Source organism: Brenneria roseae subsp. roseae (assembly GCF_003115845.1).
Classification (GTDB): domain Bacteria; phylum Pseudomonadota; class Gammaproteobacteria; order Enterobacterales; family Enterobacteriaceae; genus Brenneria; species Brenneria roseae.
In genome coordinates this window covers 192,577-215,008 of sequence record NZ_KZ819025.1, presented here as the reverse complement: position 1 = coordinate 215,008, position 22,432 = coordinate 192,577, and the positions used below count along the sequence as shown (strand labels likewise).

The 22,432-nt window shown below is 50.5% G+C and carries 19 protein-coding genes; 10 read left to right on the top strand and 9 right to left on the bottom strand.

Features of this window, described 5'->3' with window-relative positions; genetic code table 11:
* Positions 1-87 precede the first annotated feature (87 nt).
* The 7 genes from ppiD to bolA all read right to left on the bottom strand — a co-directional run bounded on the left by ppiD (position 88) and on the right by bolA (position 9,793).
* A complete protein-coding gene (ppiD, locus tag DDT52_RS07070; protein ID WP_136155724.1) occupies positions 88-1,968 on the bottom strand; it encodes a peptidylprolyl isomerase in 1,881 nt (626 codons plus the stop codon).
* Between the two features lie 403 nt (positions 1,969-2,371).
* Positions 2,372-2,644, bottom strand: coding sequence for a nucleoid-associated protein HU-beta (gene hupB, locus DDT52_RS07065; protein WP_109052894.1), 273 nt, complete (start codon positions 2,642-2,644; stop codon positions 2,372-2,374).
* Positions 2,645-2,840: 196 nt separating this feature from the next.
* Entirely contained in the window at positions 2,841-5,225 is a 2,385-nt protein-coding gene (gene lon / locus DDT52_RS07060; RefSeq protein WP_136155723.1) for an endopeptidase La, read from the bottom strand.
* A 191-nt stretch (positions 5,226-5,416) separates the two neighbouring features.
* On the bottom strand, positions 5,417-6,691 hold the full coding sequence (clpX, locus tag DDT52_RS07055; RefSeq protein ID WP_136155722.1) for an ATP-dependent protease ATP-binding subunit ClpX: 1,275 nt from the start codon (positions 6,689-6,691) through the stop codon (positions 5,417-5,419).
* 162 nt (positions 6,692-6,853) lie between these two features.
* Positions 6,854-7,477 (bottom strand): ATP-dependent Clp endopeptidase proteolytic subunit ClpP, encoded by a 624-nt coding sequence (gene clpP, locus DDT52_RS07050; RefSeq protein WP_109052891.1) that lies wholly within the window; start codon positions 7,475-7,477, stop codon positions 6,854-6,856.
* 392 nt (positions 7,478-7,869) lie between these two features.
* Entirely contained in the window at positions 7,870-9,174 is a 1,305-nt protein-coding gene (gene tig, locus DDT52_RS07045) for a trigger factor (protein ID WP_136155721.1), read from the bottom strand.
* A 304-nt stretch (positions 9,175-9,478) separates the two neighbouring features.
* The gene (gene bolA, locus DDT52_RS07035) at positions 9,479-9,793 is read right to left on the bottom strand and encodes a transcriptional regulator BolA (RefSeq protein WP_136155720.1); all 315 of its coding nucleotides are present in this window, start codon (positions 9,791-9,793) and stop codon (positions 9,479-9,481) included.
* 326 nt (positions 9,794-10,119) lie between these two features.
* On the opposite strand from bolA, the gene DDT52_RS07030 reads away from it, so the two are divergent.
* The 8 genes from DDT52_RS07030 to DDT52_RS06995 all read left to right on the top strand — a co-directional run bounded on the left by DDT52_RS07030 (position 10,120) and on the right by DDT52_RS06995 (position 19,010).
* Positions 10,120-10,698: a lipoprotein gene (locus DDT52_RS07030; protein ID WP_136155719.1), complete on the top strand. Its 579-nt coding sequence runs from the start codon at positions 10,120-10,122 to the stop codon at positions 10,696-10,698.
* A gap of 63 nt (positions 10,699-10,761) precedes the next feature.
* Positions 10,762-12,246 (top strand): muropeptide MFS transporter AmpG, encoded by a 1,485-nt coding sequence (gene ampG, locus DDT52_RS07025; RefSeq protein ID WP_136155718.1) that lies wholly within the window; start codon positions 10,762-10,764, stop codon positions 12,244-12,246.
* A gap of 417 nt (positions 12,247-12,663) precedes the next feature.
* Positions 12,664-13,626: a cytochrome o ubiquinol oxidase subunit II gene (gene cyoA, locus DDT52_RS07020; protein WP_136155717.1), complete on the top strand. Its 963-nt coding sequence runs from the start codon at positions 12,664-12,666 to the stop codon at positions 13,624-13,626.
* Positions 13,627-13,630: 4 nt separating this feature from the next.
* A complete protein-coding gene (cyoB, locus tag DDT52_RS07015; RefSeq protein ID WP_136155716.1) occupies positions 13,631-15,622 on the top strand; it encodes a cytochrome o ubiquinol oxidase subunit I in 1,992 nt (663 codons plus the stop codon).
* Positions 15,612-16,229, top strand: coding sequence for a cytochrome o ubiquinol oxidase subunit III (locus DDT52_RS07010; protein WP_136155715.1), 618 nt, complete (start codon positions 15,612-15,614; stop codon positions 16,227-16,229). Before cyoB ends, DDT52_RS07010 begins: the two co-directional genes overlap by 11 nt.
* Positions 16,226-16,558: a cytochrome o ubiquinol oxidase subunit IV gene (locus DDT52_RS07005; RefSeq protein ID WP_136155714.1), complete on the top strand. Its 333-nt coding sequence runs from the start codon at positions 16,226-16,228 to the stop codon at positions 16,556-16,558. The genes DDT52_RS07010 and DDT52_RS07005 overlap by 4 nt, the downstream gene beginning before the upstream one ends.
* Positions 16,559-16,572: 14 nt before the next feature.
* Complete coding sequence (gene cyoE, locus DDT52_RS07000) at positions 16,573-17,463, top strand: heme o synthase (RefSeq protein WP_136155713.1); 891 nt, start codon at positions 16,573-16,575, stop codon at positions 17,461-17,463.
* Positions 17,464-17,642: 179 nt separating this feature from the next.
* Positions 17,643-19,010, top strand: coding sequence for an MFS transporter (locus DDT52_RS06995; RefSeq protein ID WP_136155712.1), 1,368 nt, complete (start codon positions 17,643-17,645; stop codon positions 19,008-19,010).
* Positions 19,011-19,046: 36 nt separating this feature from the next.
* On the opposite strand, the gene DDT52_RS06990 is transcribed toward DDT52_RS06995, so the two are convergent.
* A complete protein-coding gene (locus tag DDT52_RS06990) occupies positions 19,047-19,538 on the bottom strand; it encodes a YajQ family cyclic di-GMP-binding protein (protein WP_136155711.1) in 492 nt (163 codons plus the stop codon).
* Between the two features lie 280 nt (positions 19,539-19,818).
* Between DDT52_RS06990 and panE the strand changes: the two genes are divergently transcribed.
* Together panE and yajL are read left to right on the top strand one after the other, a co-directional pair.
* Positions 19,819-20,727, top strand: coding sequence for a 2-dehydropantoate 2-reductase (gene panE / locus DDT52_RS06985; protein WP_136155710.1), 909 nt, complete (start codon positions 19,819-19,821; stop codon positions 20,725-20,727).
* Positions 20,690-21,280: a protein deglycase YajL gene (gene yajL / locus DDT52_RS06980; protein ID WP_136155709.1), complete on the top strand. Its 591-nt coding sequence runs from the start codon at positions 20,690-20,692 to the stop codon at positions 21,278-21,280. The genes panE and yajL overlap by 38 nt, the downstream gene beginning before the upstream one ends.
* 51 nt (positions 21,281-21,331) lie before the next feature.
* Here the strand turns inward: yajL and DDT52_RS06975 are convergent, their stop codons facing one another.
* On the bottom strand, positions 21,332-22,429 hold the full coding sequence (locus DDT52_RS06975; protein WP_136155708.1) for a DmpA family aminopeptidase: 1,098 nt from the start codon (positions 22,427-22,429) through the stop codon (positions 21,332-21,334).
* Between the last annotated feature and the right edge of the window lie 3 nt (positions 22,430-22,432).

The following is a 22,432-nucleotide window of genomic DNA, read 5'->3' as shown; positions in this document are numbered from 1 at the left end:
TTCGCCGCAAACGGAGGAATTTAAATGTGGAAAAGGCCGCGAAAGCGGCCTTTTGTTATTGCAACGGTTTGCAAATTTATGCGGAGCTTATTGCTGCTCCTGAGCGGCGTTGCCCATCTTGATTTCGGCTTCGCTACGTAAGCTGGTCAGCAGCGCATCAAAAAGAGAACCCAGTGAGCTTTGCTGTATCTGGCTGGAAAATTGCTCTTTTTGTTGATCGTTTAGCGGATGCGGCGTCACACTATCCAATGCGACAAGGACCACATTGCCCGTCTGATCCTGAGAAATCCCGTAAGACGGTTTATCATTGGCCGGATACGGCAGAGCGAAAATAGATTCCGTCATTACGTCGCCTTGAGAAATGGAGGACAGCGTTTTCGCTTCGCCAAAGCTCAGACCGGCCGCTTTCAACGTATCGTCCTTACCTTGTTTCAGATCGGCCAGAATTTTTTCAGCATCAACGCGAGCCTGTTGCTCTGCCTTCTGGCGTTTAACCATCTGCGTTACCTGATCGCGAACCTGATCCAACGGACGCGTGGTTTCCGCTTTATGGTCAGTAATACGAATAACGAAAGCACGATCGCCATCCACATTGATGACATCGGAGTTATTGCCGGGCGCGCCGTTATCACCCAGCAATGCGCCATCAAAGAGCACCTGAGTAACCGGCTGAAAATTCAGTGCGGCAGGGAGCTGTTCACGAGTAAACCAATCCGTTTGCGTAGCTTTGACGCCGGCGGCCTCTTCAGCGGAAGCCAGAGATTCGTTGTCATTGCTTGCCGCTTCGCTGACTTTTTGTTGCAGCGCGTAATACTCGTCCAGCGCTTTTTCTTGCTTCACTTTGGCGGCGATGTCAGCACGAACCTCACTCAGCGGTTTAACCTGCGGCGGCTGAATATCGTCCAGACGAACAATCAAATATCCCACAGAGGATTTTATTGCTGAGGACACCTGCCCTTTTTCGGTCAGCGCAGCCTGCCTGAGTTCATCAACGGTGGAACCTTCGTCCATCCAGCCCAAATCACCACCGTTGCGGCTTGAAATCACATCGGTCGATTTTTCTTTCGCCAACGCAGCAAAATCGGCACCCTGCTTCAGTTCATCCAAAACAGTCTGTGCATCCGCTTCGGTTTTTACCTGAATGACGCTGAATTTCTTACGCTCTGGCTGAGAATAGTCATTTTTATTTTTTTCATAAAAATCGGCGATATCATCGTCATTGACCGTGGTTTTATCCATGATCCCCGCGGCATCCAGCGTGATATAGCTCACTTTGAACGCTTCAGGTGCGATAAAGCTGTTCTTGTTCTGATCGTAATAACTCTGAATTTCTTCATCAGAAACACTCAGCGCGTTGGCCCTGGCTTCAACATCTATCGTCGCCAGTCGAACCACGCGATCCTGAGCCGCCTGTTTTACCAGATTGTCGATTTCCTGGGGAAGCAGGAACGAGGTATTGCCGAAACCACGAATCAGCTGCTGCGACGTTAATTGTTTACGCAACAGTTGGGCATAGACATCCGGCGTCAGTCCAAGACGGCGAACCTGATCCAGATATTTTTCGTTATCGAAACGGTTGTTGGTTTGAAACGCAGGAACAGAGAAAATCGCCTGCTTAATCTGTTCATCACTGATACTCAGCCCAAGTTTATTGGCATATTGATCCAGCAATGCTTCGTCAATCAGTTGAGCAAGAGCCTGCCGACGCAGATTCTGCATATAACCGTCATTACTCGCAAGAATGGAGAAATTCTCGCCCAATGCTTCCTGCTGACGATTGCGTTCGTTTTGTACCGCTTGTTCCAACTGGGCACGGGTAATTTCCTGACCATTTACCTTTGCCGCATAGTCTCCGGAACCACCAATAAGATAATCACCAACGCCGGTTAAAACGAATGATGCAATGATCAAAGCAAGAATAATTTTGAGCACGACGTTATTAGCGGCCGCGCGTAAATTGTCCATCATAATGTGACAACACTCCGCTGTAGAATGGATAATACTCCCCGCGCTGGCCGAAGCCATACATCCTTGCCATTGCTGTAGCCCGCAAACAAAGCCAGGGCGCATTACGCTTTTGTCCGACAATCGTAACCTGAATTGCCGGTAAAAAAACATCAGGAATGTTTTTCAACGTTGCTCCGCAACGACCCGCAGGGTATCGGGCAGGGTATTAGCCCGTCATAAAAAATCGCCGGAAGCGATTTTCAACGTCGCTTGCGACGGCCCAAAGGGTGACGGGCAGGATAGCCCGTCATAGTAAAAGGCACATCATAAAATGATGCGCCTCGTATCTTACCTTACCAATATCTCTGCGTCAGGTAATGTTTGGCAACACAGCGTGTTACACACCAAACCTGTGACGTAATAATCAGTTAACGGCGTCTTTCAGCGATTTACCAGCACGGAAGCCCGGTACTTTCGCTGCAGGAATACTGATTTCCTTACCAGTCTGAGGGTTACGGCCGGTACGAGCAGCGCGTTCACGCACTGAGAAAGTACCGAAACCAACCAAAGCGACATCATCCCCTTCCTTCAGAGACTCGGTAACGGAACCAATAATTGCATCTAACACACGCCCTGCCGCCGCTTTGGAAATATCAGCATCTGCGGCAATTTTGTCGATCAATTGTGACTTGTTCACTCTCTCATCCCCTCTGAAATTCTATTATCGCGCTAGTTTCCCAAAACACGACACGTAGCTTTATATCAATCCTGCCAGACCTTAGCAAGTTACAGCTAAAGCCAACAGTGCTCTAACTTAGCGGTACAAAAAAAAGCTGGCAAGCACGATTTAACTCACCAGCCCTGCTTTTATCAATGGTTTTTGCTATAGGTCACTATTTTGCCTTGGCTGTTTTCGCCTCAGGCGCCGTTGTGTTCACTACCTGCATACCATATGGCGCATTCTGTAACGCTAACGCCAACACTTCCTCGATGCGTTTCACTGGATGAATATCCAGATCGGCAATCACGTTTTGCGGAATATCTTCAAGATCACGCTTGTTATCATCCGGGATCAATACCGTTTTGATGCCGCCACGATGCGCGGCCAGCAGTTTCTCTTTCAGACCACCGATAGGCAGCACTAAACCACGTAAGGTGATTTCGCCTGTCATCGCCACGTCAGCCCGTACCGGGTTACCGGTCAAACAGGACACCAGCGCGGTACACATTGCAATACCCGCGCTTGGCCCATCTTTCGGTGTCGCCCCTTCAGGAACGTGAACGTGAATATCGCGTTTCTCATAGAAATCCGCGTTGATACCCAATTTCTCCGCTCTGGCACGAACTACGGTGAGCGCGGCCTGGATAGACTCCTGCATCACTTCACCTAACGAACCGGTATACGTCAACTTGCCTTTACCCGGAACACAGGCGGTCTCAATCGTCAGTAAGTCGCCGCCTACTTCCGTCCAGGCCAACCCGGTCACCTGACCAACACGGTTTTCATCATCCGCCCGGCCATAGTCAAAGCGCTGTACGCCGAGGAAATCTTTAAGATTATCGCCCGTTATCTGGATATGTTTAACAGATTTATCCATCAACAGCGTTTTGACCGCCTTGCGACACAGTTTGGAAATTTCACGTTCCAGACTACGCACGCCCGCTTCACGGGTGTAATAGCGGATAATCCCGACAATCGCGCTGTCTTCCACCAACAACTCGCCTTTTTTCAGCGCGTTGCGCTCAATCTGTTTTGGCAGCAGATGCTGTTTGGCGATGTTCAGTTTTTCATCTTCGGTATAGCCGGAAAGACGAATCACCTCCATACGATCGAGCAGCGGCGCCGGAATGTTCATTGAGTTGGATGTCGCAACAAACATCACGTCGGAGAGATCGTAATCGACCTCCAGATAGTGATCGTTAAAAGCAACATTCTGCTCAGGATCAAGCACTTCCAGCAAAGCAGACGCCGGATCGCCGCGCATGTCGGATGACATCTTGTCAATCTCATCCAGCAGGAACAGCGGATTCTTCACCCCGACTTTGGCCATTTTCTGAATCAGCTTGCCCGGCATGGAACCGATATAAGTACGGCGGTGACCGCGAATCTCGGCCTCATCACGTACCCCACCCAGCGCCATACGAACATACTGACGTCCAGTCGCTTTAGCGATGGACTGCCCCAGCGAGGTTTTACCCACTCCCGGCGGCCCGACCAGACACAGGATAGGTCCCTTGATTTTGCTGACGCGGCTTTGTACGGCCAGATATTCCAGAATGCGTTCTTTCACACGCTCAAGACCGTAATGGTCGGTATCCAGCATTTCCTGCGCTTTCAGCAAATCTTTCTTCACTTTGCTACGCGCATTCCATGGAACCTGAACCATCCAGTCAATGTAGCTACGGACAACCGTCGCTTCAGCCGACATCGGCGACATCATTTTCAGCTTTTGCAGTTCCGCTTCGGTTTTTTCACGCGCTTCCTTCGGCATTTTTGCCGCTTCAATCTTGCGCTTTAACGCTTCGTGTTCATCCGGCGCATCGTCCATCTCGCCGAGTTCTTTCTGAATGGCCTTCATCTGCTCATTCAGATAGTACTCACGCTGACTTTTCTCCATCTGCTTCTTAACACGGCTACGGATACGTTTTTCGACCTGCAACAGATCGATTTCAGATTCCATCATCGCCATCAGATACTCAAGACGTTCCGTAATATCGAACATTTCAAGTACCGACTGCTTATCCGCCAGTTTCAGAGGCATATGTGCAGCAATGGTATCAGCCAGACGCGCCGCATCATCAATGCTGTTCAGCGACGTCAGAACTTCCGGCGGGATCTTTTTATTCAGCTTGATATATCCCTCAAACTGATTGATTGCCGTGCGCATCAGAACTTCCTGCTCACGCTCATCAATCGCCGGGGAGTCCAGGTATTCCGCCTGTGCGGCAAAATGCTCGCCGCTGTCGGACAATGTCGTAATACGCGCACGCTGCAAACCTTCGACCAGCACTTTAACCGTGCCGTCCGGCAGTTTCAGCATTTGAAGAATTGAGGCTACCGTCCCTACCGAGAAAAGATCGTTAATACTTGGCTCATCCGTTGAGGCTTCCTTCTGTGCCACCAGCATGATCTTTTTATCATGATCCATTGCGGCTTCAAGGCACCGAATCGACTTCTCCCGACCAACAAACAACGGAATCACCATGTGCGGATAAACCACCACATCGCGCAACGGCAATACGGGGATTTCTATGCGTTCGGAACGCTCAGGGTTCATAGAGCTCTCTCTTAGTTTCGTTTCCGCCAGGTTAAGGGAATCTCGTGAAACACGATCTTCACGGGTTTCACCAAATAGGTATTCGAGTATATGGGGATAAATATCTTACATTCAACGACCAGAATGCGTGTAAAAGCGAATGGGGGATAAAATCCCCCATTTTTATCTTTCAGGACTGTTTTTTTGGCTAATTATTCGCCGGACGCTTGTTGAGCCTCGGGCTTGCCGTAGATAAGCAGAGGTTCAGACTGGCCGGCAATCACTGATTCATCAATGACAACCTTATCTACGCTCTCCAATGATGGCAGATCGTACATGGTATCCAGCAATGCCGCTTCGACAATGGAGCGCAGACCACGGGCGCCGGTTTTGCGTACCATGGCTTTCTTCGCAATTGCCGTCAGGGCCTCATCACGAAATTCCAGCTCGACGCCTTCCAGATTAAACAGCGCCTGATACTGTTTGGTCAGTGCATTTTTCGGCTCACGCAGAATTTGAATCAGCGCGTCTTCACTCAGCTCCTTGAGCGTTGCCACCACAGGTAAACGGCCAATAAATTCGGGAATCAAACCGAATTTGATCAAATCGCCCGGTTCAACCTGGCTCAACAGTTCACCCTCGGTCGCTTTCTCAGCAGAACCTTTCACCGTTGCACCAAAGCCGATACCACGCCCGGTATCGGTACGCTGCTCAATAACCTTATCCAGACCGGCAAACGCCCCGCCACAAATAAAGAGGATCTTGGAAGTATCAACCTGCAAGAACTCCTGCTGAGGATGTTTACGCCCACCCTGCGGCGGAACCGCAGCGATAGTGCCTTCAATCAGTTTCAACAATGCCTGCTGAACGCCTTCACCCGACACGTCGCGAGTGATAGACGGATTGTCTGATTTACGTGAAATCTTGTCGATTTCATCGATATAGACAATGCCACGCTGCGCTTTCTGCACATCGTAGTCGCATTTCTGTAGCAGTTTCTGGATGATATTTTCAACGTCTTCACCCACATAACCGGCTTCAGTCAGCGTTGTTGCATCGGCCATGGTAAATGGCACATCGAGGAAACGAGCCAGTGTTTCAGCCAGCAGGGTTTTACCGCTACCCGTTGGGCCAATCAGCAGGATATTACTTTTGCCCAGTTCGATACCATTGCTGCTGTCACCGTTACGTAACCGCTTGTAGTGGTTGTATACCGCGACGGACAGGACCTTTTTGGCCTGTTCCTGACCGATAACGTAATCATCAAGGTGTCGGCGGATTTCGTGCGGCGTCGGCAATGCGCTGCGTTCACGATGCGGCGCCACTTCTTTAATTTCTTCGCGAATAATGTCGTTACACAAGTCCACACATTCATCGCAGATATACACTGACGGCCCGGCAATCAGCTTTCGGACTTCATGCTGGCTTTTGCCGCAGAAAGAGCAGTACAGCAACTTTCCTGAACCGTCTTTGCGCTTATCTGTCATGAGTCAAACCTCTTCTTAGTCTTTTGCCCGCAGGCCAACCACAGCGATATCGCTACAGCGAACGCCGACATTTATAGCCAATACACGCAAAAAACATCGCATTACAGACTATCGGTCGTACACTGATTTTTAGCCACTATAGACTGTTAACATAGCAGAATATTATTCACGGTGCGTGAATACAGAGTCTACCAAACCATAGTCTACCGCCTCATTGGCAGAGAGGAAACGGTCTCGTTCTGTGTCTCTCTCTATAACATCAATAGGCTGCCCAGTATGTTTTGCCAGCAATTCATTCATTCTGGCTTTCACTTTCAGTATTTCTTTGGCGTGGATTTCAATATCCGTTGCCTGTCCCTGGAACCCGCCCAGCGGCTGGTGAATCATCACCCGTGAATTCGGCAGGCAGATACGTTTGCCTTTTGCTCCTGCGGCCAGCAGGAACGATCCCATAGAACACGCTTGTCCCATACAGATCGTACTCACATCAGGTTTAATGAACTGCATCGTGTCGTAAATGGACATACCCGCGGTAATGACGCCACCTGGAGAATTAATGTACAGGAAAATATCTTTTTCCGGATTTTCGGCTTCAAGGAACAGCATCTGCGCCACAATCAGGTTTGCCATATAATCTTCAACCTGACCGGTCAGGAAGATTATCCGTTCTTTCAGCAGACGGGAATAAATATCGTAAGAACGCTCCCCACGAGAGGTTTGTTCAACCACCATCGGCACTAAAGCCATATGAGGTGCCTGTCTTTCTTGTTCGCCACTGTATGACATTCACGTCTCCTAGATAAAATGCGTCGGCGTCGTTCTTGTTCGATTCTACTTGAGATAAAGGGTGATGACCATGCTCACGCACCGGCGTCACTCAATCAACCTGGTTATATCGAAACCCCTCATGCGCCCGCCGTTATTCCAATTATTTGGGGCTCACGCCTCGCTTTTCAAGCTTACACTATCAATTGTTTTATATTAAAGAGTTATCAGCAATAACGCCCGGCCTCTTAACCGCATCCGTTCTTTATTGTTAATGATAGTGCAAGTCAGGTCATCCTGTTCAGGACAAATCGGTTATCAGCGATGGCTGCAAACAGAAAAAAGCCCGCGCCATCAGGCCACGGGCTTTGTTGTCAGGGAATATATTCCCTGATACAGCAGCAGAATGATACTTATGCGCTGGCAGTCTGGTTCATCAGTTCGTTGAAGCTGACTGACTTCTCAACCACTTTCGCATTGGAAAGCACGGTTTCCACCGCTTGCTCTTCCAAAGCAACATTGCGCATGTTGTTCATCAGCTCTTTATTTTTACTGTAGAACTCGATCACTTCCTGCGGATCTTCGTAAGCAGAAGCCATCTCTTCGATCAGGGTGTTGACGCGCGCGTCATCCGCTTTCAGCTCATTGGTGCTGATGACTTCACCCAACAGCAGGCCAACAACGACACGGCGCTTTGCCTGCTCTTCGAACAGTTCGCGAGGCAGTTCCAACGCTTGTTTTTCGTTACCGCCAAAGCGCTGTGCAGCCTGCCGACGCAGAACATCAATTTCGCCGTCGATCAGTGCGGCCGGAACATCGATTTCATTCGCTTTAACCAGACCGTCCAGAACTTGAGTCTTAATACGGTTGCGAATGGCGCCTTTCAGTTCGCGTTCCATGTTTTTGCGAACTTCGGCACGCAGGCCTTCCTGGGAACCATCATCCACGCCGAAACGCTTGATGAACTCTTCAGTCAGTTCCGGCAGTTCACGCTCTTCCACTTTCTTCAGAACGATGGCGAACTGAGCCGCCTTACCTTTCAGGTTTTCAGCGTGGTAATCGTCAGGGAAGTTCACGTCAATGGTGAATTCTTCGCCAGCCTTGTGACCAACAACGCCGTCTTCAAAGCCCGGGATCATGCGGCTCTGGCCCATTGCCAGGACGAAATCAGAAGCCTTGCCGCCTTCAAACTCTTCACCGTCGATAGTACCGGTAAAGTCGATGGTAACACGGTCTTCAGCCGCGGCGGCGCGATCGGTTTCTTTCCAGGTAGCCTGTTGCTTACGCAGCGTTTCCAGCATGGTATCAACATCGGCGTCTGTCACTTCAACAACCGGTTTTTCAACTTCGATTGCGTCCAGACCTTTCAATTCCACTTCCGGGTACACTTCAAACTCGACAGAGTAAGTGAAGTCGCCACCCGCGGTGTATTCGCCCGGAACATAGTTCGGCGCGCCAACCGGGTTAATTTTTTCTTTGATGATGGCATCGACAAAATTGCGCTGCATCAGATCGCCCAGCACATCCTGACGCACAGAGGCACCATAACGCTGAGCAACAACATTCATCGGCACTTTGCCTTTACGAAAGCCGTCAATACGTACTTTTTTGGCCACGTTGACCAGTTCGCTCTTAACCGCACTCTCAATGCTGTCAGCAGCAACGGTAATCGTTACACGGCGCCCAAGGCCTTGAGTGGTTTCCACAGAAACTTGCATCTTGTTACCTCAAAAAATCACAGTGCTCGGTCAACCCCAAAACTATTCTCACAACAGCAAAGCCTGCCCAAACATGGTCGACATGTATTGAAAAAAGCCTCACAGAACCGGACGATGGCGTATTTACCCGCCCTTGTTCCCTGTAGTCAGAAGCGTCCCGAATACATTCCGGAAAAATAGACGCGGCATTATAGCGATATAGACAGGTTGAGTCGAGGACGGCAGAAAGACTATTGCAGCGAGAGATTCACACTTTTATGAATAACCCGTATCGAAAAGGTTCGAAACGGGTTATATCCCAGACTTACGACAGGATACCCGCGCCACCACAAGGCGGCGATGAAGGCACGGCATTCTGCAAACTGCTCCACTCCGTTACCGTATAGGTATGCAACGCCAACGCATGTACCGTACTCGCCAGTTCGGCGGCAAGCACCGTATAGATGGCACGATGGCGGCTTAAAACCCGCTCCCCCACAAAACGATCGCTGACCATAACCACCTTAAAATGGCTTTCCGCCCCCGCTGGCACGTTGTGACGATAGCTTTCATCAATCACCTCCAGGTGGACGGGTTCAAATTCCACACGCAGTTTTTCTTCTATCGTTTCACGCATCATACGGCCACCCTTTCGGCTTTGGAAAAGTCTGATACCAGCTAAACATGCCTGTCACTTACAGATCCCCGAATCACTTTAATCTTAGCTGTTTTTCAAGCCGTTATGGTCGATAACACAACTGCTGACAGATAATAAATCGCAACCTAATGACATATCTTCAGTGGCAGTGATGTGATAAAAACGATTTTTGCCAGGGCAAAGCCGAGGAAAAGATGCATTTCAGGATAAATTACTTGCACTCCGCTCTTTCCCCCGCCTGCGGCAATGATATGATATCAGGAATTTTTATCAGCTAACCACCCCTAATCATTACTGAGAAAATGCGAATGTTAAGAAAATTATTTTTCCCTCTTCTGGCCGTGGTCCTGCTTGCCGGATGCGCCGCCAAGAGCAATACGCTGAACGTTACGCCGAACATTAGCCTTCCGTCACAAGACCCAACGCTGATGGGCGTCACTATCAGCATTAATGGCGCCGATCAGCGTGCCGATCAGGCACTGGCTAAAGTGAACCGCGATGGGCAATTGATTACGCTGACCCCTTCGCGCGATCTGCGTTTCCTGTTGCAGGAAGCGCTGGAAAAACAAATGACGGCCCGTGGCTACATGATTGGTACTGGCGGCCCGGTGGCGTTACAGATCGTCGTTAATAATCTGTATGCCGATGTTTCTGAAGGAAACCTGCGTTACAACATCACCACCAAAGCCGATATCTCTATCCTGGCTCAAGCGGCAAACGGCAACAAGCAGGTGAAAAACTACCGTGCGACCTATAACGTTCAGGGCGCCTTTACCGCAAACAATCAGAACATTACCAATGCCGTTAATACAGTGTTAAGCGATGTCATTAACGACATGGCTCAGGACACCAGCGTCAGCGCCTTCATCAAAGAAAACGCGCGTTAATCTTTTTCATCCGCTTCCGTTGCGCACGGATTTTCCTCGCAGCGCAACGGAAAAGGGTCTTTCATGTTTAGTCGTATCATCAATCTGTTCAGCCAACGCAATTCACGTTTTCTGTTATTGCTTGGCTTCGCGTCAGGATTACCGCTGGCGCTCACCTCTGGCACGTTACAAGCCTGGATGACCGTTGAAAACGTTGATTTGAAAACCATTGGTTTTTTCTCTCTGGTCGGTCAGGCCTACGTATTCAAATTCCTCTGGTCCCCTCTGATGGACCGTTATACCCCGCCTTTTCTGGGACGCAGACGCGGATGGCTGCTGGTAAGCCAGCTATTGCTGATTGTCGCTATTGTCTGCATGGGGTTTATGAATCCAGCCCGCGATCTCTGGTGGCTTGCCGCTCTGGCCGTACTCGTCGCGTTTTGCTCGGCGTCGCAGGATATTGTTTTTGACGCTTATAAAACAGATTTGCTGGCGCCGGAAGAACGCGGCACCGGCGCCGCCACGTCGGTACTGGGCTATCGTCTGGCGATGCTGGTTTCAGGCGGTCTGGCGTTGTGGATTGCGGACAGGCTGTTAGGCTGGCAGGCGACATACTGGCTCATGGCCGGATTAATGCTGATTGGCGTGATTTCCACGCTGCTGGCGCCGGAACCGAATAACACTCAGCCGGCGCCACGTTCTATGGAACAGGCGATCGTCGCCCCGTTACGCGACTTTTTCGCACGTAACAATGCGTGGCTCATCCTGCTGCTTATCGTGCTGTACAAATTGGGCGATGCCTTCGCCGCCAGCCTGACTACCACCTTTCTGATCCGCGGCGTCGGTTTTAACGCCGGCGATGTCGGTCTGGTCAACAAAACGCTGGGGCTGTTTGCCACCATTGCCGGCGCCATTTATGGCGGCTTGCTGATGCAGCGCCTGACGCTGTTCCGCGCGTTAATGCTCTTCGGTATTCTTCAGGCCGTGTCCAACGCCGGATACTGGCTGCTGGCCATTACCGATAAAAATATGTTTACCATGGCCAGCGCCGTGTTTCTGGAAAATCTGTGCGGCGGGATGGGAACCGCGGCATTTGTGGCACTATTGATGACGCTGTGCAACAAATCGTTTTCCGCCACCCAATTCGCCCTGCTCTCCGCCCTTTCTGCGGTAGGCCGGGTGTACGTTGGTCCGATTGCGGGCTGGTTTGTAGAAATCTACGGGTGGACGTGGTTCTATCTCTTCTCGATTGTTGCCGCGTTGCCCGGCCTGTTCCTTTTGCTGATATGCCGCAATACGCTGGAATATACACAGAAAACCGATAGCTTCCAGTTACGGAATTCCTTTCCTTATTACTACAGAACGGCTTTGCGTATGCTCGCTATCGGGTCAAGCCTGCTGGGATTGTGGTTGATGCTCTTGATCACCAATGCGTTGGGATGGACAGCCCAGGCGCTGACGGCGGAGTATTTGTTGATCGCAGGTAGCGGGCTGGCTCTTTTGGGTATTCTGTTAGGGAGTCTGTTGGACTACCTTTCGCTGAAATCTCCCCTGTCGGGCTCCCGGTAAGCAGGGTTTTTGGGGATAAAAACGCCTTACCCGCGTCTTTATCCACTTATAAAATTATTTTTCTCTTTAATAATTGGGTAAGAAAAAGATTTATTTCACCACGATGAATATTTTTCCGAGCTAATTCTGTTTTATGGCGAATCACTGGTTGATGCAGAAAATACTACCGTTACGGAAATAAAACTCGTACATGGTTGTAATTTTTTATTATCCATCCATACTTTTATCGGCACGACACTTTAATTCACTGTTTTATATCATCATTTTTTATTTTTATGTTGCCTTTGTGACAATCAAGGCAAAAAACAGCAACAACAGGCTGACATACTCTTAATCATGTTTACAGTACAGTAACCTTCCCGTAAAATGCCCGCTCGCGTGAAATGACAATAGAGCCCTTGTTATTGAGGTCGCTAGATGAGACTCAGGAAATACAATAAAATTTTTGGGATGTTGTCTTTATTTGCAGCCACTGCACTACTCAGCGGTTGCGATATGGCATTGATGAATCCCAAAGGACAGGTCGGGTTAGAGCAACGATCGTTAATACTGACTGCCATTGGGCTGATGTTGATCGTCGTCATACCCGTCATCATAATGACGATTGCCTTTGCCTGGAAGTTCCGTGCTTCCAACGAAAAGGCTAAATACACTCCGAATTGGTCACATTCCAACAAGATTGAAGCCGTTGTCTGGACTGTGCCAATTATCATTATCATCATTCTCGCCACCATTACCTGGAAAACGAGCCACTCGCTTGACCCGTACAAGCCTTTGGAATCAGACATCAAGCCGATTAATGTTGAAGTGGTTTCGCTTGACTGGAAATGGCTGTTTGTTTACCCGGATCTGGGGATCGCCAGCGTCAATGAACTCGCCTTCCCTGCGAACACGCCCGTTACGTTCAGAATCACCTCCGACTCGGTAATGAACTCATTCTTCATTCCTCGTCTTGGCGGACAGATTTATGCAATGGCTGGTATGCAAACCAAGCTGCATCTGATTGCCAATGAGCCTGGCAAATATGACGGCATTTCCGGTGGTTACAGCGGAAAAGGCTTCTCTGGCATGAAGTTTACCGCCATCGCCACGCCAACCCAGCAGGAGTTCGACCAGTGGGTTGCGAACGTCCGTGCGTCTTCCAAGACACTCAACAGCATGGATGAATTCAACCAACTGGCTCAGCCAAGTGAATATCATCCCGTAGAATACTTCTCCAGTGTTCAACCGGATCTGTTCAACAATATTATTCGCAAATTCACAGGCGACGACATGAACATGCAACATCATGGTGAAGGCATGAAGCACGATGAAAACATGCCGCACGATGAGAGTATGAACATGGGCGAGCATGGCTCGCACCAAGGAGCCGAGGGATAATACGATGTTCGGAAAACTTACACTTGAAGCGGTTCCGTATCATGAACCCATCATCATGGTCACCGTCGCGGCGATCATTGTCGGCGGTCTGGCGCTGCTGGCGGCGCTAACCTACTTTGGCAAGTGGAAATGGCTGTGGACCGAATGGTTCACCTCCGTAGATCATAAGAAAATCGGTATCATGTATATCATCGTCGCGCTGGTGATGATGCTGCGTGGTTTTGCCGATGCCATCATGATGCGCGGCCAGCAGGTTCTCGCCTCTGCCGGGCAAGAAGGCTTCCTTAACGCCCACCATTACGATCAAATCTTCACCGCCCACGGCGTTATCATGATTTTCTTCGTGGCGACACCGTTCGTGGTCGGTTTGATGAACCTCGCCGTTCCGCTGCAAATCGGCGCCCGCGACGTGGCCTTTCCGTTCCTGAACTCCCTGAGCTTCTGGCTGTTCGTGGCCGGCGTCATTTTGATCAACCTCTCTCTGGGCGTGGGTGAGTTCGCGCAAACCGGTTGGGTCGCTTATCCGCCGCTTTCCGGTAAGGAGTACAGTCCCGGAGTCGGGGTCGATTACTGGATATGGAGTTTGCAGATATCCGGTCTGGGCACCACGCTGACCGGCGTAAACTTCTTTGCCACCATAATGAAGATGCGCGCGCCCGGCATGACCCTGATGAAAATGCCGGTATTTACCTGGACGGCACTGTGCACCAACGTTCTGATTATTGCCGCATTCCCGATTCTGACGGTTACGATCGCGCTGTTGACGCTTGACCGTTATCTCGGCACCCATTTCTTTACCAACGATATGGGTGGCAACATGATGATGTACATCAACCTGATTTGGGCCTGGGGTCATCCTGAGGTTTACATTCTGGTGTTGCCGGTGTTCGGTATTTATTCTGAAGTGGTGGCCACATTCTGTAAAAAACGTCTGTTTGGCTATACCTCGCTGGTATGGGCAACCATCGCCATTACCGTCCTGTCATTTATCGTTTGGTTGCACCACTTCTTCACCATGGGGTCTGGCGCGAACGTGAATGCCTTCTTTGGTATCGCCACCATGATTATTTCAATCCCGACCGGGGTTAAAATCTTCAACTGGCTGTTTACCATGTATCAGGGCCGTATTCAGCCGCATTCCGCCATGCTGTGGACCACTGGCTTCATCATCACCTTCTCCATCGGTGGGATGACCGGGGTACTGCTGGCCGTGCCTGGCGCCAACTTCGTTTTGCACAATAGCCTGTTCCTGATCGCACACTTCCACAACGTGATCATCGGCGGTGTGGTGTTTGGATGCTTTGCCGGTATCACTTACTGGTTCCCGAAAGCGTTTGGTTTCACCCTTAACGAAACCTGGGGTAAGCGCGCATTCTGGTTCTGGATCATCGGCTTCTTTGTCGCCTTTATGCCGCTGTACGCACTGGGCTTCATGGGCATGACCCGTCGTCTGAGCCAGCAAATCAACCCGGAATTCCACCCGTTACTAGTTGTCGCGTCTATGGGCGCCGTGCTGATCGGTATTGGTGTACTGTGTCAGGTCGTACAGTTCTACATCAGTATCCGTGATCGCGATCAGAACCGCGACCTGACGGGCGACCCATGGGATGCGCGTACGCTGGAATGGTCCACCTCGTCTCCGGCGCCGTTCTATAACTTTGCTACCGTACCGCACGTTCACGATCGCGACGCATTCTGGGATGTCAAAGAGAAAGGCGAAGCCTACAAAAAACCGGCTGGTTATGAAGAGATCCATATGCCGAAGAATACCGGCGCAGGTGTGATTATCTCTGCATTCAGCCTGGTGTTCGGTTTTGCCATGATCTGGCACATCTGGTGGATGGCAATCATCGGTTTTGCCGGCATGATTGTGACCTGGATTGTGCATAGCTTTAATCAGGATGTGGATTACTACGTCCCGGTTAAGGAAATTGAACAAATTGAGAATCAGAATTTTGATCAACTCAGCAAAGCAGGTCTGAAAAATGTCAACTGAAACTCTGACTAACCATAATGCCGCCCATGCCGAGCATGGGCACCATGATGCCGGAGCCACCAAAGTATTCGGCTTCTGGATCTACCTGATGAGCGACTGTATTTTGTTTGCGTCTTTGTTCGCAACCTATGCAGTGCTGGTTAATGGTACCGCTGGCGGTCCGACAGGAAAGGACATTTTCGAGCTGCCTTTCGTTCTGGTGGAAACGTTCGCCCTGCTGTTCAGTAGTATTACCTACGGCATGGCGATGATTGCGATGAACAAAGGCAGCCAGTCTCAGGTCAATGCCTGGTTGGGTCTGACCTTCCTGTTCGGTCTGATGTTCATCGCGATGGAAATCTATGAATTCCATCACCTGATCGCCGAGGGTTACGGTCCGGATCGCAGCGCGTTTCTGTCAGCCTTCTTCGCGCTGGTCGGCACGCACGGCATCCACGTTACCGCCGGCCTTATCTGGATTACCATCATGATGATTCAGGTTTCCAAACGCGGCCTGACGTCAACAAACAAAACCCGCCTGATGTGCCTGAGCCTGTTCTGGCACTTCCTTGACGTGGTGTGGATTTGTGTATTCACCGTTGTTTACCTGCTGGGGGCGATGCAATGAGTCATTCAACAACCGATCATGCTGGCGCCAGCCACGGTAGCGTTAAATCCTATCTGATTGGATTTGTTCTGTCCGTTATTCTGACAGTCATTCCTTTCGGTATGGTAATGGCCGGTTCAGCCTCACATAACGTGATTCTTCTGACCGTTCTGGGATGTGCGGTTATCCAGATTCTGGTGCACCTGGTGTACTTCCTGCATCTGAATACGTCGTCTGAAGAACGGTGGAATGTGGTGGCCCTGGTGTTTACCGTCCTGATTATCGCGATTGTCGTCGTGGGTTCCATCTGGATTATGATGAGCGCACACCACAACATGATGATCCAGTAACAGAGCCGTCAAAGATGATTAAGCAATACCTGCAAGTCACTAAACCAGGAATTATTTTCGGTAATCTAATTTCTGTGATTGGCGGATTTCTTCTTGCTGCCCAAGGCAGCATTAATTATCCCCTGTTTCTTTCCACCCTGTTCGGCGTATCGCTGGTCGTTGCGTCTGGTTGCGTGTTTAACAACGTTATTGACCGCGATATCGACAAAAAAATGGAGAGAACCAGAAATCGCGTCCTGGTAAAAGGATTGATTTCACTGAAGGTAACGCTGGTTTACGCTTCATTGTTGGGTATTGCAGGCTTCGCACTACTGTATATCGCAGCCAATCCGCTGGCCATGTGGCTGGCGGTGATGGGATTTGTGGTTTATGTCGGTGTTTATAGTCTGTATATGAAGCGTCATTCTGTTTACGGGACGCTGATTGGCAGTTTGTCAGGCGCCGCGCCGCCGGTTATCGGCTATTGTGCCGTCAGTAACCAGTTCGATGCGGGCGCCCTGATTCTGCTGCTGATTTTCAGTCTGTGGCAGATGCCCCACTCCTACGCGATTGCCATTTTCCGGCTCAAAGATTATCAGGCCGCCAATATCCCGGTTTTACCGGTGGTTAAGGGAATTTCCGTCGCAAAGCATCATATTACGCTCTATATCCTCGCGTTTATGATTGCCACGCTGATGCTGTCTCTGGGCGGCTATGCCGGTTACAAATATCTGGTTGTCGCCGCAGCGGTCAGCGTATGGTGGTTGGGAATGGCGCTGTCGGGCTATAAAAATGCCAATGACGACCGGGTATGGGCAAGAAAACTGTTTGTGTTTTCCATTGTCGCCATCACCTCACTGAGCGTCATGATGTCCGTTGACTCAATGGCTCCGGCACATGAGGTCTTGCTGACCTACTTACGTTAACGTCGTGGTTCAATACCAGATATAAGCAGTATCAAATCATGTAAAACAGGCGGCTCCTCCTCCGCCTGTTTTTCTTTTTTCCTCGCTCTACTCTTTCGCTAAATAACGTAACAAAGCTCTCGTTTACTGCTGGGCGGGTAACGAACTAGAATAGCGCCGACGGTTTTCCAGAGGTATGAATGAACGATAACAAGATGACGCCTGGTGAGTTGCGCGCCACATGGGGACTGGGAACAGTATTTTCGCTACGCATGCTCGGCATGTTTATGGTGTTGCCTGTTCTGACCACCTACGGTATGGCCTTGCAAGGCGCCAGTGAGGCCCTGATCGGTATTGCGATCGGCATCTATGGTCTGATGCAGGCTATTTTTCAGATCCCGTTTGGGCTGCTGTCGGATCGCGTCGGCAGAAAACCGTTAATCGTTGGCGGGTTACTGATTTTTGCCTTGGGAAGCATCATTGCCGCTCTCAGCGATTCAATCTGGGGAATTATTCTTGGCCGGGCCTTACAAGGTTCGGGCGCAATATCCGCCGCCGTCATGGCCCTGCTTTCCGATCTGACGCGCGAACAGAATCGCACCAAAGCCATGGCATTTATTGGCGTCAGCTTCGGCGTCACCTTTGCTATTGCCATGGTTGTCGGTCCGATCGTCACGCATGCGTTTGGATTGCAGGCGCTCTTCTGGGGCATTACGGTGCTGTCTCTGGTGGGAATTTTCATCACGCTCACGATGATTCCCGCTGCGCCAGCGCACATTCTCAATCGGGAATCGGCCATCGTAAGCGGCAGTTTTCATAAAGTCCTGGCGAATAGCCGACTGCTGAAGCTGAATTTCGGCATTATGTGTCTGCATATCCTGCTGATGTCCAGCTTCGTTGCGCTGCCAAGGGTACTTGAAAAAGCGGGCTTACCGCCGCAGGACCACTGGAAAGTCTATTTGGTCACCATGCTGATTTCCTTCGCCGGCGTTGTGCCCTTTATTATTTATGCCGAATTAAAACGCCGGATGAAACGGGTGTTTGTCGGTTGTATCGCCGTGCTCATCGCGGCGGAACTGGTGCTATGGCAGGCGGAAAACCATCTCTGGCAGATTATTTTCGGGGTTCAGCTATTTTTTCTGGCATTCAACGTGATGGAAGCGCTGTTGCCTTCACTTATCAGCAAAGAATCACCCGCTGGCTATAAAGGTACGGCGATGGGCGTCTATTCAACCACCCAGTTTCTTGGCGTGGCGATCGGCGGCAGCCTCGGCGGGGGGCTTTTCGAACTGTACGGGGCGTCCTTTGTCTTTATTGCGGGAACCGTAATTGCCGCCATCTGGTTACTGGTCGGATTGACCATGCAGGAGCCGCCATATCTGAGCAGCCTGAGAATTACGCTTTCCGATTTGGCATTAAGTGACAACGAACTCGAGCAGAAAATGCGCACGCAGCCCGGGGTGGCAGAAGTGATCATCGTACCCGATGAATACAGCGCCTATGTCAAAATAGACAATAAAAAAACCAGCAGAAAACAGCTGGAAGCATTGGTCAGCAGCGCGCCATAACACAAACAGGCCAGCGTTCGCTGGCCTGCAAATACTTTAATCGCGGAAATTGGTGAACTGAAATGGCTGCCCCAAATCGGCGCCGCGCACCAACGCCATCGCACCTTGCAAATCGTCACGGGATTTCCCCGTCACGCGAATCTGTTCACCCTGAATTTGTGCCTGTACTTTCAGCTTGCTGTCTTTAATCAGCTTCACAAGCTTTTTCGCCAGCGTGCTTTCAATACCCTGCTTCAGTTTAGCCTCAACGCTGTAGGTTTTACCGCTATGATCCATTTCTTCAGGGATTTCCAGCGAGCCGCCTTCAATGCCGCGTTTCATCAGTTTCTCACGCAAGATATCGATCAATTGCTGAACCTGAAAATCTGACTCACTGGCCGCCTTGATACTCTGTGATTTTTCATTCAGTTCAAAGCTGGCCGGAACATTGCGGAAATCCCAGCGGGTGCCTAACTCTCGCGTCGCGTTTTCCACCGCATTGCGAACTTCCTGCATATCAATTTCCGAAACAATATCGAAAGATGGCATAATTTGTTCTCCTGACAAGTTTGATCTGGCGAGCATAATAACCGCTCCTTTGTCATAAACAAAATACGAGTCGCTATCAGGTTTATGACGCTCAGCTTTTACGCTGCCGTAATCGCTGATTAGCCTGACAGACCCAGAACATCTGGTATCGGGACAAGATTCTTAACTCGGTTGCGAGTTGAAAGATAACGGGTATAAATGGATATTGATGCGAATTATGGTCTGTGAATGGCCGATACAAGAACGACAGTTCCCGTATCAATAACAAAGGGAGAGTCAAATGAAAATAACCGTTCTTGGTTGCGGCGCCATCGGCCAGCTGTGGCTTGCCGCTTTACATCAGCAGGGACATGATGTTCAGGGGTGGCTGCGGATCCCGCAACCATTTTGTTCCGTCAATGTGATCATGTTGAATGGCCAACACTGTAACCTTAATCTGACGGCGAACGATCCCGATCATCTGGCGCAAAGCGAGCTATTGCTCGTGACATTGAAAGCCTGGCAGGTTTCCGATGCCGTCGCCGCCTTACTACCGCAGCTCAATCCGCACTGCACCATTTTGCTTTTGCATAACGGAATGGGCACGCGCGAAGAACTGCCTGCGCACAGGCAACCATTGATTATCGGCATTACCACCCACGCAGCGCGCCGTGATACGACCACGGTGGTTCATGTGGCCCCGGGAACCACGCATATCGGATCGATTAATGATGGCGACCAGCAAAGCCATTTTGCCGAAATTTTGCATCAAGCATTACCTGATGTAGCCTGGCACAATAACATTACTGCGACCTGCTGGCTTAAGCTGGCGGCAAACTGCGTCATCAATCCGCTGACCGCGATCTATCAGTGTACGAATGGCGGATTGCAGGCTTACCCGGAACAAATTAAATCGCTTTGTCAGGAAGTGGCCGAAGTGATGGATCGCGAAGGGTTTCATACGTCACGTGACAGTTTGCAGCTCTATATTGAACAAATCATTCAGAATACCGCGGCCAATACGTCATCGATGCTGCAAGACATCATGGCGCAACGTCATACCGAGATTGACTACATTACCGGCTATCTGCTGCGCCGGGCTCGTATCCACGGCCTGACGTTACCCGAAAATAGCCGTCTTTTCGAACAAATCAAGCGTAAGGAAAATGAATATGAGCGCGTCGGTACTGGTGTGTCTGGCTCCTGGTAGTGAAGAAACCGAAGCGGTCACGACCATCGACCTGTTGGTCAGGGCTGGAATTCAGGTGACTCTCGCCAGCGTCGCCAGTGACGGTAACCTCGAAATTACCTGTTCACGGGGTGTCCGGTTACTGGCTGACGCCCCTTTGGTGGAAGTTGCGGACCGTCATTTTGATGCGCTGGTGTTACCCGGCGGGCTGAAAGGCGCCGAATGTTTCCGGGACAGCCCCCTACTGGTGGAATGTGTTCGTCAGGCCAATCAGGATGGAAAGATTGTGGCTGCAATGTGCGCCACGCCAGCGCTGGTGCTTGAACACCACCAGCTTTTCCCCGTCGGCAACATGACCGGATACCCGGATTTAAAAGAGAAGATCTCACCTGAAAAGTGGATGGAAAAACGCGTGGTTTACGATCCGCGCGTCAATCTATTAACCACGCAGGGACCGGGAACCAGTATGGATTTTGCTCTGAAGTTGATCGACCTGTTACTGGGCAAGGCAAAAGCGGCGGAGATAGCCGCTCAGCTCATATTGCCGCCCGGTATTTACAACTATCGGGATTGACTCCCTTCTTTTCAGGGCAAACAGGATAAACCCGCACGGTTTTCTCCCTTATCAAACCGCCGAGGGATTCTCCGCTTTCAACAGGTTATAGAGCGCCTGCGGATCAATCGCCTTACAAATCCCTTGTGGTTTTTGCATGGCGCTGTCTTCTGCCGCCAACATGGCATTAATAACCGCTTCATGCGTACTCTCCACCGCCGCCAGATAAATCTCGTCGAAACACTCGTCGTTTAAATAGCGAAAGGACAGATGGGCTTCTGAAATCTGCGGTAGCGGAGCGGCGTTCGCAGTACTAAAAGCCAGAAAGATATCCCCGGAATTATTCCCGCCGGGGCTCCCCGACTGAGAGATGCCTAACCCCGCCCGTCTGGCCAGACGCTGTAACTGGTGCGGCATAATCGGCGCATCGGTCGCCAGTACCACGATAATTGAGCCACGTTCTCGCGTCAGCGCCTCCGGCAGTTCGGCATCCATTATTTTACCTACCGGCACGCCAAAAAGATTAAACCACGATCGCTGTCCGTAATTCGCCTGCACTAATGCGCCTAAGGTGTAATTTTCCCCATCAATGCAAAAACAGCGTGATGATGTTCCGGTCCCGCCTTTAAATCCGTAACAAATCATACCATTCCCGCCCCCAATATTTCCTTCGGCCAGCGGTCCGGCATGCGCGGCATTCAGCGCCGCCAGCGCATCATCAACGGTCACATGCAACCCATTGATATCGTTAATAACACCATCATAGGTTTCGGCAACGACCGGCATCGCCCAGAGATGATGCCGGTCCCAGGTTTCATGGTATTGTTCAATCATCCAGCGAACGGCGGCCTGATGTACGGTGCCGGTAGAATGCGTATTGGTCAGGCAGACCGGGCCGACAAAATAACCGCCATCTTTTATCCAGTGGGTGCCGGTCATCTCGCCATTGCCATTGAGCGAATGATAGCCCGCCCAGACTGGCTCCGGCTCAGTTTGATACCCGCGCGGTAAAATCGCGGTAACCCCGGTTTTAATTTGTTTTTTGGTATGGCTCATACCATTTATTGTCTGATAGCCAACCAGAACCCCCGGCACATCGGTGATGGCATTATGGATGCCCGTCTGGCCGGCGAATCGTAATCCCAACTGACGAGCCCTTGGTTTTGACATAAT